Genomic DNA, 14,640 nt, shown 5'->3' on the forward strand with positions numbered 1-14,640 from the left:
GGTCAGCACAGCTACACATTCACAGGAGGCCGCCGGTGAGACGAGCGCGCCCGGGGGCGCCGCCCCGCGGAACGGGCAGCCGTGCCCTGACCAGCGTCGGGGCGGGAGCCGATTTCGTCGGCACGCCCACCGACCAGACCACCGAGCAGCAACCGGTGGTCACGGACGAGGAACTGACCCGCTCCAAGCTGTGGCACATCACCCTCAGCGTCTCCGGCAGCGAGACACCGCTGAAGGAGGTCAGGCGCGGACTCGAGCAGCTGGCGCACGACCACCCGTTCCTGCTGACCAGCCGGTACGCCAACGACCACGCGGAGGTCCGCTACTGGGAGGAGGCCAGGGACCTGCACGACGCCGCGGCCGTGGCGCTGCGGCTGTGGGGCGAACACCGGTCCAGCGCGAAACTCCCGCCCTGGGAGATCGTCGGCCTCGAGGTCATCGACCGGGAGACCTACCACCTGCGTATCGCCGAGGGCTACGGACCGCCCCCGGCAGCCCCCGTCGGTGTGCACCCCTACTGAGTCCGGCTGTCTCCGGCCGCCCCCTGCTGACCGGCGGGGCGCACCCCACCGGTACGCCCTGTCTCGCATGACGGGATACGTGACGGATGCCCGCAGTGTGCGCACTACCCTGCGGGCATGACCACGCTTTCGCCGTACGACAACATGTCCCCGGTCGCCCGGGCCGCCTACCGGGCACGCGCCGCCGCCGACGACATCGCGCCACTCCCGCGCGCGGCGAAGGACGACGCCCTGCTGGCCATCGCGGACGCGCTCGAGGTGCGCACCGGCGAGATCGTCGAGGCCAACGCCGAGGACGTCGCGAAGGCCAGGGAGGCAGGGACGAGCGAGTCGGTCGTCGACCGGCTCACACTCACACCGGAGCGCATCCGCGCGATCGCGGCGGACGCGCGTGACGTGGCGGCGCTGCCGGACCCGGTCGGCGAGGTGGTCCGGGGCTCCACCCTCCCCAACGGCATCGATCTGCGTCAGGTGCGGGTGCCGCTCGGAGTGGTCGGCATCATCTACGAGGCCAGGCCCAATGTGACGGTCGACGCCGCGGCGCTCTGCCTGAAGTCCGGCAACGCGGTGCTGCTGCGCGGATCCTCGTCGGCGTACGCCTCGAACACCGCCCTCGTGCGGGTGCTCCGTGACGCGGTGGGCGGGTCCGGCCTCCCGGCGGACGCGGTGCAGCTCGTCCCGGGCGAGAACCGTGACTCGGTGCGCGAGCTGATGCGGGCCCGCGGCCTCGTCGACGTACTGATCCCGCGCGGCGGTGCCTCACTGATCCGCACGGTCGTGGAGGAGTCGACGGTCCCGGTCATCGAGACGGGCACCGGCAACTGCCATGTGTACGTCGACGCGCGGACCGACCTCGCCATGGCCGTGGAGATCCTGGTCAACTCCAAGGCGCAGCGGCCGAGCGTCTGCAACGCCGCCGAGACCCTCCTGGTCCACAAGGACATCGCCGCGGACTTCCTGCCCCTGGCCCTGGACGCGCTGGCGCGCGCCGGGGTGACCGTGCACGGCGACGAGCGGGTACTGGCGTACGCCGAGGAGTCCAAGGCCACCGTCGTGCCGGCGACGCCGGAGGACTGGGAGACCGAGTACCTCTCGTACGACATCGCGGCCGCTGTCGTGGAGTCGCTGGAGGCCGCTGTGGCGCACATCAGGCTCTGGTCCTCCGGTCACACCGAGGCGATCGTCACCACCTCGCAGGCGGCGGCCCGCCGGTTCACCCAGTTGGTGGATTCCACGACGGTCGCCGTGAACGCGTCGACGCGCTTCACCGACGGCGGCCAGTTCGGATTCGGTGCCGAGATCGGGATCTCCACGCAGAAGCTGCATGCCCGTGGGCCGATGGGGCTGCCCGAGCTGACGTCGACGAAGTACATCGTCACCGGGGACGGCCACGTCCGTTAGGGCCTGGCGGCCCCGGGGACCGGGCCCGCGCCGAGCCCGGGCCCGCGTCGGACCGGACCCGCGTCGGACCGGACCCGGGGGCCGCGCCGAGCCCGGTCCGGGTGGGCGACTTCGCGGGCTCCCTGCCCAAAACGCCCTGCCGGGTCTAGGCTGAAGCTGTGCCGGACGACGTGGGGGGCAAGCCGTTCCCGGACGGCTGGGAGCCCGACGACGACCGCGGGGGCGCGGACGAGGACTTCGCCTCCGTGGTGTTCGACGAGGACTTCGTCCGGTCCGCCGAGATCCATGAACCCACCGCGGTGGAGCGCCTGCTGGCCGCCGCGCAGGACCGCGCCGAGGCCGAGGCCGGCCGGGCCCGCCGGGGCGGCGGAGCCCTGGACGACGACCTCTGCGACGACTACGGCCCCGGCGGCCTGTACGGCCACGAGAGCGCCTTCGGTGACTCCTGGGACCCCGATGACCCCGACGGCATCCGCGAGGACGAGAACGGCCCCTACGGGCGTCACGGCGGCTCCCTGCGTCCTTACCGTGGCGCCGCTCGCTGGCACAGGCCCATCGCCTGGCTGCTCGCCCTGCTGATGGGGATCGGGATGGTGGCCCTGGCCTTCAACGCGGTGTACCGCGGCGCGGCGGGCGGTCGGGAGGACCAGGTGCCGTCTCCGGTGACCAGCGGCGTCGACAAGCCGCCTGGCGCGGCCCCCTCCGCATCGGCCGACTACTCCCGCCCGGCGGTCTCCGCCGTTCCCCGCACCCCCTGAACCGGCCCTCCCGACTGCTCGCCCGCCTCTTCGCCGGCTGGTTCCGCTGCTCTTCGCCGGCCGGTTCCCCTGCTCTTCGCCAGCTCGTTCTCCCGCCTGTTCTCCCGTTGAGCGCTCGTGGTCGCACCCCTTCGCCCTCCCGGCGGCGCTCCACCTGCGCTCCCACCTGCGGCGCGTTTACCTTGATGAGGATCGATCCAATCTGAAGATATGACCTTGTGACCCCTTCTCTCGTCCCCGTCCCCGGGAAGAGGGCCAGCCACGTGTCCATGTGTCGAACCCGTGACGGACAGGTCCGCCCGATGCCGAGCGGCTGAGGCGGATCCAGCGCCAGCCCCCGCCGGTGGCGCGGAGATCGGGAGAATTCATGACAGGCCGCGGAGAACCGCCGGAAGGACCGCTCGACAACCCCTCGGGCGGGGAGGACGAGTACCGCTCACTCGTCTTCGACGAATCGTTCGTCCGCGCTGCCCGGCTGCAGGAGTTCTCCGCGCAGGAGCGCATGGGCGACCACGCGCGCGCCGTACGCTCCCTGCCCGGCCGCGCCACCCGGCGGCACCGCCCCAGGGCGGGTGTCGCTCTCGTCGTGCTGATCGCCCTGGCCTTCGCCAGTGCCGTCTACATCGGCTTCCGCAACCCCTACCCGCCCACCGTCGGCAGGCGTGCCGAACCCCTGCGGACCACGGTGGTCCCGCTCGCCCCGAAAGGCGCTGTGCCCGGAGGGACCGCCGAGTCGCTCCTCGCCGACGGCCCGGCCGCGGAGCACAGCACGGGCGCCCAGGGCATCACCCTCCCGTCGGTCCGGCGCACGGAGAACTTCTCGGACAGCCAGGTGACCATCGCGCTGACCACGGTCAAGGACTATCTGGTGGGCTCCTCTCTCGACCCCGACGTACTGACCGCCGGAGTCGTCCGGCCGGTCGGACGACTGCTCGACCCGGACCAGACGGCGCAGTTCGACCGGAGCGTGGACTCACCGGCCGACGACGGCGAGCACAGCGCGACCGGCTGGCTGGTGCGCTTCGACCCGGCCGAGGTCGAACTCGCCGACACCGACGTCCGGGTGCACGGCAGCCTCACCTACGCGGAGGCGGGGTCGGACATCCTGGAGGTGGTGTCCGACCACACCTTCACCTACGCGCTGCGCCCCGCCGTGTCCGGCCCCCACCGGGCCGACGGAGTCTCGCTGTTCACCGTGCGCCGCATGCTGCATTTCCTGCTCGACCGGGAAGACATCCGGCTGCACCGGCTGGAGGTCCGCAGCGCCTACGTCCAGGCCGGTCCGCAGTCGTGCTCGTCCGACACGGCGAGCGTCCTGCATCCGCTGCTCGCGGGCGGCCGGGCCGACACCCGGGGCCCCACAGGCACCGACCCGTACGCCACGGGCGTGCCCACGGCGGCCCTCTGCGGCACGCTGTCCGTCAGCTCCCCGAGCCCGGGCCCTCCTCCTCAGGGTCCTCAGGACCCGGACGCCGCCAGGTCCCCTCGGAGCCGTCCGTAGAGTCCGAGGGCGGAGTGCCCTTGGCCGCGCCGCCGCCGGTGCCGGCGGCTCCACCGGCCGCGCCGGTGAACCGGTCCCGGAGCTTGCCTCCCAGGTCGCCCGCACCGCCCGCGATGTCACCGACGAGCTTCATCAGTGGGTCCTTGCTGGTGCGCACCGTGTCGGCGTAGTGCGACGCGGACTGACGGAAGGAGTCCGTCACCGAGGTGTCCTTGTCCTCGTCGCGCTTGGCGTAGTGGCCGTCCATGATGCGCTGGAAGTCCCGGGTCTCCGACCACTTCTTCAGCTCGGCCGCCCGGATCGTGGTGAACGGATGCGTCCGGGGCAGCACATTGAGGATCTTGAGCACCGAGTCGCGGAGGTCGCCGCCCCTCTCGTACTCGTCGGCCTGGGCGAGGAAGGCGTCCACATTCATCTCGTGGAGATGATTGCCGCCGGCGATCTTCATCAGCCCGCGCATGGAGGCACGCAGATCCTGGCCCACCAGCAGCCCGGCGCGGTCGGCTGACAGCTCCGACTTGCGGAACCACTCGCGCAGCGCGGTCACGATCGCCATGATCGCGACATTGCCGAGCGGGATCCACGCCACCTTGAGCGCGAGATTGGTGAGGAAGAGCAATATCGTGCGGTACACCGCGTGGCCGGAGAGCGCATGGCCCACCTCGTGGCCGACCACGGCCCGCATCTCCTCCTCGTCGAGCAGCTCGACGAGCCCGGTCGTCACCACGATGATCGGCTCGTCGAGGCCGATACACATGGCATTGGGCTGCGGATCCTGATTCACGTACATCGGCGGGACCCGCTCGAGATCCAGGATGTAACACGCGTCCCGCAGCATGTCGTTGAGATGCGTGAACTGTGCGTCGCTCACCCGGACGGAGTCCGACAGGAAGAGCAGCCGCAGACTGCGCTCGGGCAGCAGTCCGCTCAGCGCCTTGAACACCGTGTCGAAACCGCTCAGCTTGCGCAGGGCCACCAGGGCCGAACGGTCCGCCGGATGCTCGTAGGCCCGCGATGAGATGTCCGGGAATCGCCTGCGCTGCCTGCTCGGCACGCTCTCGTGACTGGCGTCGGTCATGGATGCCCCCTGTTCGTACGAGACGTTGCTCGTCCCCCTGACACAAGCCAGCGTATGCGCTGGCGCTACGGTGTGCGGGGGGCTGTGGATAACTTTGAGGAGCGCCCGGAATGCCGCACAACGCCGTCATGCTCGCCGCCGTGTCCGAGGGCCAGGGGCCGGGCAACCTGCTTCGCATCGTGCTGCTCGCCTCGCTCGTCGGAGCGGCCCTGCTCGCTTGGTTCCTGCTGCGCGGATACCGCAACGACGACAAGAACGACTGAGTCGGCGTGAGCGTGCCCGGCGCGCCCGCATACGATGTGCGCGACGTCTCCCTCCTGATTCCCGATGGATAGGTCCTGCAGAAGATGAGCTTCCCGAGCACCGCGCACCAGCTGGTCACCCTCGCTGCCGAAGGCGAGCAGGGTGGTAACCACGAAAGCCTCAGCCCGTACGTCACCGGTGGCGGCGCGTTCCTCGTGCTGCTGCTCCTGCTGTGGATCACCACCCGCTTCAACCGCGACCGCTGAGGCACAGAGCGAACAGCTGTGCCAGTAGGGTCTGCACGCATGGGAGAGCAGGAAGTGCCTACCGGCCCCGACAAGCGCCGCATCGGAGTGATGGGCGGGACGTTCGACCCGATCCACCACGGACACCTGGTGGCGGCCAGTGAAGTGGCCGCCCACTTCCACCTCGACGAGGTCGTGTTCGTCCCGACCGGGCAGCCCTGGCAGAAGAGCCACAAGCAGGTGTCACCGGCCGAGGACCGCTATCTGATGACGGTCATCGCGACGGCGTCCAACCCGCAGTTCTCGGTGAGCCGCAGCGACATCGACCGCGGCGGGCCGACGTACACGATCGACACGTTGCGGGATCTGCGTACGGTCCACGGCGACGCGGACCTCTTCTTCATCACCGGCGCCGACGCCCTGTCCCAGATCCTGACCTGGCGGGACGCCGAGGAACTCTTCTCGCTCTCCCACTTCATCGGCGTGACCCGGCCGGGCCATCTGCTGACGGACGACGGGCTGCCCAAGGGCGGGGTCTCGCTGGTGGAGGTGCCCGCGCTGGCGATCTCGTCCACAGACTGCCGTGCGAGGGTCGGGCAGGGGGACCCGGTCTGGTATCTGGTGCCGGACGGTGTCGTCCGTTACATCGACAAGCGCCAGCTGTACCGCGGCGAATGAGCCACGGAGAGGGGCACCTGTGAACGACCGACACGACCCGTACGACCCGTACCAGCAGCCGCAGATCATCGGCTACGACGCGTACGGGCAGCCGGTCTACCAGCAGCAGGAGCAACAGCCACCGCAGGGGCAGGGGCAGCAGCAGTACGACCAGTACGACCCGTACGCGCAGCAGCAACACCAGCAGCAACAACCCCAGCAGCCCCAGCAGGGATACGGCTACGACCCGTACGCCGCCGCGCAGCAACAGCAACAGCAACAGCAGTACGACCCGTACGCCTCCCAGCAGGCGCAGCCGACTCAGCAGGGTTACGGCTACGCCGACGGCGGCTACGCGGCGTACGGCTACGACACGGGGCAGCAGCCCGCCGTGGACGATTCCACCCAGCAGTGGAACGTCCCCCAGTCACCCCCCGCACCGGAGGCTGCTCCCGCACCTCCGGTCCCGGAACAGCGGCGTGAGCCCGAACCTGCGCCGGAGGCCGCCGTCCCCGGGCAGCGCCGTGCCGACCGCGACTACCGCACCGAGCAGTTCTCCTTCATCGAGGAGCCCGACGAGGACTCCGAAGATGTCATCGACTGGCTGAAATTCACCGAGAGCCGCAGCGAGCGACGCGAGGAGGCCCGCCGGCGCGGGCACAACCGTATGGTCGCGCTGATAGTCGTGGTGGCTCTCGTGGTCGTCGGCGGAGCCGGTTACCTCTGGTTCGCCGGCAAGATCCCGGGAGTCTCCGGCAAGGACGAGCAGAACGCCACCGCGAGCGGTCCGCAGAAGCGGGACGTCATCGTCGTCCATCTGCACAACACCAAGAAGGGCGGCACCTCGACGGCGCTGCTCGTCGACAACTCCACCACCGGCCAGGGCACCACGGTCCTGCTCCCCAACTCGCTGGCCGTGGCCGCCGATGACGGGTCCACGACCACGCTCGGCAAGTCCGTCGACGACGACGGATCAACCGGCACCCGTGAGGCGATCGACACCCTGCTCGGCACCAGCATCAGTGGCACCTGGCGCCTCGACACCCCGTACCTGGAGAACCTCGTCGAGCTCGTGGGCAACATCGAGGTCGACACCGACACGGCCGTGCCCGACTCCAAGAAGGGCGCGGACCCCCTGGTGAACAAGGGGGAGGCGCAGACGCTGAGCGGCCCGATGGCCGTCGCGTACGCCACCTACCAGGGCTCGGGCGAGCCGGAGACCAAGCAGCTGGCGCGCTTCGGAGAGGTCATGCGAAGCGTGCTGCGCAAGCTGTCGGAGGATCCCAAGGCCGCGACCCTCACCATCGAGACCCTCGCGCAGATCCTCGACCCGTCCCTGCCGGAGCAGGACCTGGGCGCCTCGCTGGCGAAGCTGGCCGGGCACGCCAAGGTGGGCGACTACAAGACGGAACTGCTCCCGGTCCAGGACGACGGCACCCTGACCGAGAAGGCGACCGAGGATGTCGTCAAGGACGTCCTGGGCGGCAAGGTGAAGGCCCCGGACCAGGGTGCGGCCGTACGCGTCGGCATCAAGAACGCCACGGGGAACACGAAGGGCACGGAGTACGCCAGGGTCCAGCTCGTCAACGGCGGCTACGCCTTCGTGGACAGTGGCAAGGCGGACACCGCGACCTCGTCCGAGGTGGTCTACGAAGCGGCGGAGGACAAGGCCGCGGCGGTCGAGGTCGCCAAGACGCTGGGTCTGCCGGACAGCGCGGTGAAGAAGGGGAAGACCGCGGCGAACGCCGATGTGTCGGTCACCATCGGACAGAACTACAAGATCGACGACCAGACGTCGTGACAACCTCGCGACGGTCTCGCGCGGGCGAGGTCGTCAGGGCTGTCGGCGGTCCGTGAGACCCTAGAGGTTGATCTGACCGCCGACGAAAGCCTGCATGTGACCGCCACGGACCGCTCCATCGAGCTCATCAACGCCGCTGCCCAGGCAGCGGCCGACCGGCTCGCGCACGACATCATCGCCTACGACGTCAGCGACGTGCTGTCGATCACCGACGCCTTCCTGCTGGCCTCGGCTCCCAACGACCGCCAGGTCAAGTCGATCGTCGACGAGATCGAGGAGCGGCTGCAGAAGGAGCTCGGCGCCAAGCCGGTGCGCCGCGAGGGCGACCGGGACGCCCGCTGGATCCTCCTCGACTACGTCGACATCGTGATCCACGTCCAGCACAGCGAGGAGCGTGTGTTCTACGCGCTCGAGCGGCTGTGGAAGGACTGCCCCGAGATCGACCTCCCCGAGGACGCTCTCAAAACCCGGGGCAAGGCCGAGGAGCACGCCCAGCTCAACGGCGGCACGGAAGGTGACCAGAGCTGAACGGCAGCACGAGCGGCAGGGGCCGCAAGATCGTCCTCTGGCGGCACGGCCAGACGGCATGGAATCTGGAGCGCCGTTTCCAGGGTTCCACCGACATCGAGCTGACCGGGACCGGCGTCGGTCAGGCGCGCCGCGCCGCCCGGCTGCTCGCCTCGCTGGAGCCGGACGCGATCGTGGCGTCCGACCTGCGACGGGCAGCGGCCACGGCTGCCGAGCTCGCCTCGGTCACCGGACTCGATGTCGCCCATGACGCGGGGCTGCGCGAGACGTACGCGGGTGCCTGGCAGGGCCTCACGCACGAGGAGATCGTCGAGCAGTACGGCGAGCAGTACGCCGCGTGGAAGCGCGGTGAGCCGGTCCGCAGGGGCGGTGGCGAGCTGGAGACCGAGGTCGCCGACCGGGCCGCCCCGGTGGTGCTGGAACACGCGGGCAAGCTGCCCGACGCGGGCACGCTCGTCGTCGTGAGCCACGGCGGCACGATCCGGACGACCATCGGCCGTCTGCTCGGTCTCGAGGCCCACCACTGGGAGGGGCTCGGAGGGCTGTCCAACTGCTGCTGGTCCGTGCTGGGCGAGGGCGCGCGCGGCTGGCGCCTGCTGGAACACAACGCCGGGACGCTCCCGGAACCCGTGCTCGGGGACGACGACTAGGACGGCCTCCCGAGGCCCCCTCGGGGCGGCGGGGGCCGGATTTCACTTTCCGGCTCGTCGCAGGCTAAAGTTCTTCTTGTTCGCGACGCGGAAACGCACGGAAACACAGCGAACAGCGGGGCTATAGCTCAGTTGGTAGAGCGCCTGCATGGCATGCAGGAGGTCAGGAGTTCAATTCTCCTTAGCTCCACAGGCAAGATCCCGTCCCCGGCAGGGGGCGGGATCTTTTTTTACCGGTTGTGGAGAACCGGAGCGGTGACACGTGCCGGTCCTGCCTCAACTGCCCTTGCCCGCCCGGGGCAAGGGCCGACAGGGTGCTCCCGCGCCTTCCTCGCAGGTACGCCGGACGATCCGGTGCCCTCCCTCCGGCCCGAACGCGCCCGGTCGGGACGCTCGTCGGGCTGACCCTCTTGCGAGGCCATGGCAGAATCGGAGCGCCGGAGGGGGCGACGGACCGATCGGGAGGGAGCGCGATGCCTGCGAGCCGCGTACGGGCCCCAGGCCCGCCCCTTACCCCCACGGCGATCCACCGGTCCACCCTCCGCCTCTACGCCACGTGCACGGCCTGCGGCCGCCCCCGGAGCTGACCGGATGGGTGCACACAGGCGGAAGTGCGACTGGTGCGGCAGCGGTACGCCCATCGTCCGGGACATGGACCCGGTCAATGCGGAGTTCCAGTACTGGTGCGAGGAATGCGCACGGGCGCTGATCATAAAAGGGGACCCCATCGAGACGTACCGTGAGCTCGAGGGTGAGCCCATCTACGGTCGGCTCCTCGAGGAGCACTGCACACTCAAGCGGTTCTACTCCTTCGCCACGGCCTGACACGGCGCCTCAGGGCAGGTCGCCCCCGTGGAGCAACCGCTGGTCAGGGCGTTCCGCACCGGTCATATGCGGACAGAGTGGAAACGATTTTTGATGGGCCGCCGGGACCGTGTAATGTTCTCGATGTCGCCAGGGAAACCGGGCGGCACACTTCACAGCACGGGGCTATAGCTCAGTTGGTAGAGCGCCTGCATGGCATGCAGGAGGTCAGGAGTTCAATTCTCCTTAGCTCCACAGTGAAGAAGCGGGTCATCCGAATGGGGTGACCCGCTTCTTGTTGTCCCGCTTGCCGTCCCGCTTGTTGTCGTGATCGGCAGTCTCGGCCCCGTCTCCAGCGCCGTCCCTGTCCTCGCCGGGCCGGGTGACGGGCCCGTGCGGTACCCTGACGCCATGCGTGCCGTACGCCTTCTGCTTAGCGAGCCGCGCTGATCATTCCCGACCGGTGAGAATGCCTGGTCGGACTCGGCGCGGCGTCCCCTCCTGTGCGAGGGGATTTTTCGTTTCCGTAGACGTGTGTCCGTAGACGTGTGTCCGTGGACGTGGGCGCCGGCAGATGACGATCGATGGAGCTTTGAGGATCATGAGCGAGACGAACACCGCGGCCGAGGTGGCCGCGCCGCACCGCTACACGGCAGCGATGGCCGCCGACATCGAGGCACGCTGGCAGGACTTCTGGGACGCCGAGGGGACGTACGAGGCTCCCAACCCGACCGGTGACCTGGCGGGCGATCCGGAGCTGGCCGCCAAGCCGAAGAAGTTCATCATGGACATGTTCCCGTACCCCTCGGGGTCCGGACTGCATGTCGGCCACCCGCTGGGCTACATCGCCACCGACGTCTACGCCCGCCACCAGCGGATGACCGGGCACAACGTCCTGCACACCCTGGGCTTCGACGCCTTCGGCCTGCCGGCCGAGCAGTACGCCGTGCAGACGGGCACACATCCGCGGGCCTCCACCGAGGCCAACATGGAGAACATGAAGACCCAGCTGCGCCGGCTGGGCCTGGGTCACGACAAGCGCCGTTCCTTCGCGACGATCGACGCGGAGTACTACAGGTGGACCCAGTGGATCTTCCTGCAGATCTTCAACTCCTGGTACGACACCGAGGCCGACCGGGCCCGCCCGATCGCCGAACTGGTCGCGCAGTTCGAGAGCGGTGAGCGCCCGGTACCCGGCGGCGGCCGGTGGGACGAGCTGAGCACCGCCGACCGCGCCGACATCCTGGGGCACTACCGCCTGGCGTACGCCTCGGACGCCCCCGTCAACTGGGCGCCCGGTCTCGGCACGGTGCTGGCCAACGAGGAGGTGACGGCCGACGGGCGCTCCGAGCGCGGCAACTTCCCGGTCTTCAAGTCCAAGCTGCGGCAGTGGAACATGCGCATCACCGCCTACGCGGACCGGCTGCTGAACGATCTGGACGGGCTGGACTGGCCCGAGGCGATCAAGCTGCAGCAGCGCAACTGGATCGGCCGCTCCGAGGGCGCGCGTGTCGGCTTCCCCGTCGACGGGGCAGGGGACATCACCGTCTTCACGACCCGTCAGGACACCCTGTTCGGCGCGACCTACATGGTGCTGGCCCCCGAGCACGAGCTGGTCGAGCGGATCATCCCCGCCGCCTGGCCCGAGGGAACCCACCCGGTGTGGACCGGCGGCCACGCCAACCCGGCCGAGGCCGTCACCGCCTACCGCAAGCAGGCCGCGGCCAAGTCCGACGTGGAGCGCCAGGCGGAGGCCAAGGACAAGACCGGTGTCTTCACCGGCGCCTACGCGACCAACCCGGTCAGCGGCGAGAAGGTCCCCGTCTTCATCGCCGACTACGTCCTGATGGGCTACGGAACCGGCGCGATCATGGCCGTACCGGCGCACGACGCGCGCGACTTCGCCTTCGCGCGCGCCTTCGAGCTGCCGATGCGCTGTGTCGTCGAGCCCTCGGACGACCGGGGCCTGGACCCCTCGACGTGGGAGAACGCGTTCGCCCCGTACGAGGCCAAGCTGGTCAACTCCGCGAACGAGGAGATCTCGCTGGACGGCCTGGGCGTCGTCGACGCCAAGGCGAAGATCACCGAGTGGCTGCAGGCGCAGGGTGTCGGCGAGGGCACCGTCAACTTCCGGCTGCGGGACTGGCTGTTCAGCCGGCAGCGCTACTGGGGCGAGCCCTTCCCCATCGTGTACGACGAGGAGGGCATCGCCCACGCGCTGCCCGAGTCGATGCTGCCGCTGGAGCTGCCCGAGGTCGAGGACTACTCGCCGCGCACCTTCGACCCGGAGGACGCCGACACGCAGCCCGAGACCCCGCTGTCGCGCAACGCCGACTGGGTCGACGTCACGCTGGACCTGGGTGACGGCGCCGGCCCGCGTAGGTACCGTCGAGAGACCAACACCATGCCCAACTGGGCCGGTTCCTGCTGGTACGAGCTGCGCTACCTGGACCCGCACAATGACCAGCGGCTGGTCGACCCGGCGGTCGAGCAGTACTGGATGGGACCGCGCGAGGGCCGGCCGACCGGTGGCGTCGACCTGTACGTGGGTGGCGCCGAGCACGCCGTGCTGCACCTGCTGTACGCCCGGTTCTGGTCGAAGGTGCTGCACGACCTGGGGCACATCTCGTCCGCCGAGCCGTTCCACAAGCTGTACAACCAGGGCATGATCCAGGCCTTCGTCTACCGGGACAGCCGCGGTATCGCGGTCCCGGCCGCCGAGGTCGAGGAGCGCGACGGGGCGTACTACCACGCAGGCGAGAAGGTCAGCCGCGTCCTGGGCAAGATGGGCAAGTCCCTGAAGAACGCCGTGACGCCCGACGAGATCTGCGGCGAGTACGGGGCGGACACCCTGCGGCTGTACGAGATGGCCATGGGCCCGCTGGACGTCTCGCGTCCCTGGGACACCAGGGCCGTCGTCGGCCAGTTCCGGCTGCTTCAGCGGCTGTGGCGCAATGTCGTCGACGAGGAGACCGGTGAGGTCACCGTCGTGGACACGGAGCCCGGCGAGGACACCCTGAGGGCGCTGCACAAGGCCATCGACGGCGTCGGCCAGGACATGGCGGGCATGCGCTTCAACACGGCCATCGCCAAGGTCACGGAGCTGAACAACCACCTGACGAAGGCGGGCGGTCCGCTGGCACGGTCGGTCGCGGAGGGGCTGGTGCTGCTGGTCGCCCCGCTGGCGCCGCACGTGGCGGAGGAGCTGTGGCGCCGGCTGGGCCACACCGGATCCGTCGTGCACCAGGACTTCCCGGTCGCGGACCCGGCGTACGTCGTGGACGAGACCGTCACCTGTGTGGTGCAGGTCAAGGGCAAGGTCAAGGCGCGCCTGGAGATCTCCCCGTCGATCTCGGACGCGGAGCTGGAGGCGCTGGCCCTGGCCGACGGGAACGTCGTCGCCGCACTGGGCGGGGCCGGGATCCGCAAGGTGATCGTGCGGGCGCCGAAGCTGGTCAACATCGTTCCCGCGTAACGGCGCCGGGGCGGTCTGGCGGCGCTCCCGGCAGGCGGTCCCGGCAGGCTTGCCAGGGCTTTCCCCTACGGGCAGGTTGAGGGTTCCGGTGGAACCCCCAACCTGTCTGTTCCGTTTACGGTGGAAGGGGTGACCGCACACCGGCGGCCCGCCCGACGACCCGAGGGACGTTCATGGAAGCCGTGATCCTGATCCTGGCCCTGCTGTTCGTGGCCTTCATGGCGCTCGGGGTGTATGCCGGTGTGAAGACGGTGCGCGCGGCCAAGCGTGGTGTGGACCGGACGGTGACGCAGGCGCGCCGCTCGGTCGAGAACACCGCCCTGTGGGCCAAGAGCTACGGCCAGCCGGGCGTGCAGGGAGAGCTCGCACAGCTGAGGCTCACGCTGCGTACATCGATGCGTGCCACCCAGGACGCGCTGAACGCCGGGGTGGCGCAGGACGGCTCCCTCGCTGAGTCGCTGGGGCTCTTCCAGCGTCTGAGCGTGCACGGACACGAGCTCGACGACGAGCTCAAGAGCTTGGAGCGCGAGCCGGACCGGGCGACGGTGGCCTCGCTGCTGCCGGGCCTGAAGGAGCGCACCGAGCACATCACGCACTCGGCCGAGTCGCTGCGCTGGGCGGCGCGTGACAGGGCCAAGCGGTTCGCCGACGACGATCTGTCCGCGCTCAAGGCACAGATCGATCTGGAGGCCGGGGCCCTGCGTCACTGGACGACCGAGGAGCCCGCGGCACCGGGCGGGACGACCGGGCGAAGCTGGAGCGGGCCCGCCGACGAGGAGACGGCCTCTTCCGCCACGCCCTCTTCCCCCACGCCCTCCTCGGCCACGCCTCCTCCGCCCACGTCCCCACCTCCCTCGCTCACCGCTCCGGACACGAGGCCGCACACGGGGTATCCGTGGCAGAAGTCCGCCAGGCCGGAAACCACGAACTGACGCGCACCGACGGCGGGTCCGGACGTCTCCCGAAGATCCGGGACGG

14 protein-coding genes and 2 tRNA genes are annotated in these 14,640 nt (G+C 69.8%); 15 read left to right on the forward strand and 1 reads right to left on the reverse strand.

Going from position 1 to position 14,640, the window contains the following annotated elements:
- Positions 1 to 35 precede the first annotated feature (35 nt).
- From OG623_RS23975 to OG623_RS23990, 4 genes are all read left to right on the forward strand, one after another.
- A complete protein-coding gene (locus tag OG623_RS23975) occupies positions 36 to 521 on the forward strand; it encodes a hypothetical protein (RefSeq protein WP_362887673.1) in 486 nt (161 codons plus the stop codon).
- A 117-nt stretch (positions 522 to 638) separates the two neighbouring features.
- A complete protein-coding gene (locus tag OG623_RS23980; RefSeq protein ID WP_406149154.1) occupies positions 639 to 1,922 on the forward strand; it encodes a glutamate-5-semialdehyde dehydrogenase in 1,284 nt (427 codons plus the stop codon).
- Between the two features lie 158 nt (positions 1,923 to 2,080).
- The gene (locus tag OG623_RS23985) at positions 2,081 to 2,680 is read left to right on the forward strand and encodes a hypothetical protein (RefSeq protein WP_406149155.1); all 600 of its coding nucleotides are present in this window, start codon (positions 2,081 to 2,083) and stop codon (positions 2,678 to 2,680) included.
- Between the two features lie 367 nt (positions 2,681 to 3,047).
- Positions 3,048 to 4,181, forward strand: coding sequence for a hypothetical protein (locus tag OG623_RS23990; protein WP_406149156.1), 1,134 nt, complete (start codon positions 3,048 to 3,050; stop codon positions 4,179 to 4,181).
- On the opposite strand, the gene OG623_RS23995 is transcribed toward OG623_RS23990, so the two are convergent.
- Positions 4,102 to 5,259: a M48 family metallopeptidase gene (locus tag OG623_RS23995; protein ID WP_406149157.1), complete on the reverse strand. Its 1,158-nt coding sequence runs from the start codon at positions 5,257 to 5,259 to the stop codon at positions 4,102 to 4,104. The genes OG623_RS23990 and OG623_RS23995 overlap by 80 nt on opposite strands.
- A gap of 110 nt (positions 5,260 to 5,369) precedes the next feature.
- On the opposite strand from OG623_RS23995, the gene OG623_RS24000 reads away from it, so the two are divergent.
- From OG623_RS24000 to OG623_RS24050, 11 genes are all read left to right on the forward strand, one after another.
- A complete protein-coding gene (locus OG623_RS24000) occupies positions 5,370 to 5,522 on the forward strand; it encodes a hypothetical protein (RefSeq protein ID WP_362887683.1) in 153 nt (50 codons plus the stop codon).
- Between the two features lie 84 nt (positions 5,523 to 5,606).
- On the forward strand, positions 5,607 to 5,768 hold the full coding sequence (locus OG623_RS24005) for a hypothetical protein (protein ID WP_362887685.1): 162 nt from the start codon (positions 5,607 to 5,609) through the stop codon (positions 5,766 to 5,768).
- Positions 5,769 to 5,807: 39 nt separating this feature from the next.
- Positions 5,808 to 6,425: a nicotinate-nucleotide adenylyltransferase gene (gene nadD, locus OG623_RS24010; protein WP_406149159.1), complete on the forward strand. Its 618-nt coding sequence runs from the start codon at positions 5,808 to 5,810 to the stop codon at positions 6,423 to 6,425.
- Positions 6,426 to 6,444: 19 nt separating this feature from the next.
- Positions 6,445 to 8,205 (forward strand): LCP family protein, encoded by a 1,761-nt coding sequence (locus OG623_RS24015; RefSeq protein ID WP_406149160.1) that lies wholly within the window; start codon positions 6,445 to 6,447, stop codon positions 8,203 to 8,205.
- A 96-nt stretch (positions 8,206 to 8,301) separates the two neighbouring features.
- Entirely contained in the window at positions 8,302 to 8,733 is a 432-nt protein-coding gene (gene rsfS / locus OG623_RS24020) for a ribosome silencing factor (protein WP_406149161.1), read from the forward strand.
- Positions 8,730 to 9,383, forward strand: coding sequence for a histidine phosphatase family protein (locus OG623_RS24025; protein WP_406151977.1), 654 nt, complete (start codon positions 8,730 to 8,732; stop codon positions 9,381 to 9,383). Before rsfS ends, OG623_RS24025 begins: the two co-directional genes overlap by 4 nt.
- Positions 9,384 to 9,500: 117 nt before the next feature.
- Positions 9,501 to 9,573: transfer RNA gene (locus OG623_RS24030), tRNA-Ala, on the forward strand.
- A 401-nt stretch (positions 9,574 to 9,974) separates the two neighbouring features.
- Positions 9,975 to 10,208 (forward strand): hypothetical protein, encoded by a 234-nt coding sequence (locus tag OG623_RS24035; protein ID WP_033305681.1) that lies wholly within the window; start codon positions 9,975 to 9,977, stop codon positions 10,206 to 10,208.
- 161 nt (positions 10,209 to 10,369) lie between these two features.
- Positions 10,370 to 10,442 (forward strand) — tRNA-Ala (locus OG623_RS24040).
- 346 nt (positions 10,443 to 10,788) lie between these two features.
- Complete coding sequence (gene leuS / locus OG623_RS24045; RefSeq protein WP_406149163.1) at positions 10,789 to 13,662, forward strand: leucine--tRNA ligase; 2,874 nt, start codon at positions 10,789 to 10,791, stop codon at positions 13,660 to 13,662.
- 173 nt (positions 13,663 to 13,835) lie between these two features.
- Entirely contained in the window at positions 13,836 to 14,594 is a 759-nt protein-coding gene (locus tag OG623_RS24050; protein WP_406149165.1) for a hypothetical protein, read from the forward strand.
- Positions 14,595 to 14,640: the final 46 nt, after the last annotated feature.

This window comes from Streptomyces sp. NBC_01012 (assembly GCF_045162755.1).
GTDB lineage: Bacteria > Actinomycetota > Actinomycetes > Streptomycetales > Streptomycetaceae > Streptomyces.

Bases quoted from the DNA above. Each gene is read 5' to 3' on its own strand.
- OG623_RS23980 (WP_406149154.1), top strand. From the start codon at position 639: ATGACCACGCTTTCGCCGTACGACAACATGTCCCCGGTCGCCCGGGCC.
- OG623_RS23990 (WP_406149156.1), top strand. From the start codon at position 3,048: ATGACAGGCCGCGGAGAACCGCCGGAAGGACCGCTCGACAACCCCTCG.
- OG623_RS23995 (WP_406149157.1), bottom strand. From the start codon at position 5,259: ATGACCGACGCCAGTCACGAGAGCGTGCCGAGCAGGCAGCGCAGGCGA.
- OG623_RS24000 (WP_362887683.1), top strand. From the start codon at position 5,370: ATGCCGCACAACGCCGTCATGCTCGCCGCCGTGTCCGAGGGCCAGGGG.
- OG623_RS24005 (WP_362887685.1), top strand. From the start codon at position 5,607: ATGAGCTTCCCGAGCACCGCGCACCAGCTGGTCACCCTCGCTGCCGAA.
- nadD (WP_406149159.1), top strand. From the start codon at position 5,808: ATGGGAGAGCAGGAAGTGCCTACCGGCCCCGACAAGCGCCGCATCGGA.
- OG623_RS24035 (WP_033305681.1), top strand. From the start codon at position 9,975: ATGGGTGCACACAGGCGGAAGTGCGACTGGTGCGGCAGCGGTACGCCC.
- leuS (WP_406149163.1), top strand. From the start codon at position 10,789: ATGAGCGAGACGAACACCGCGGCCGAGGTGGCCGCGCCGCACCGCTAC.
- OG623_RS24050 (WP_406149165.1), top strand. From the start codon at position 13,836: ATGGAAGCCGTGATCCTGATCCTGGCCCTGCTGTTCGTGGCCTTCATG.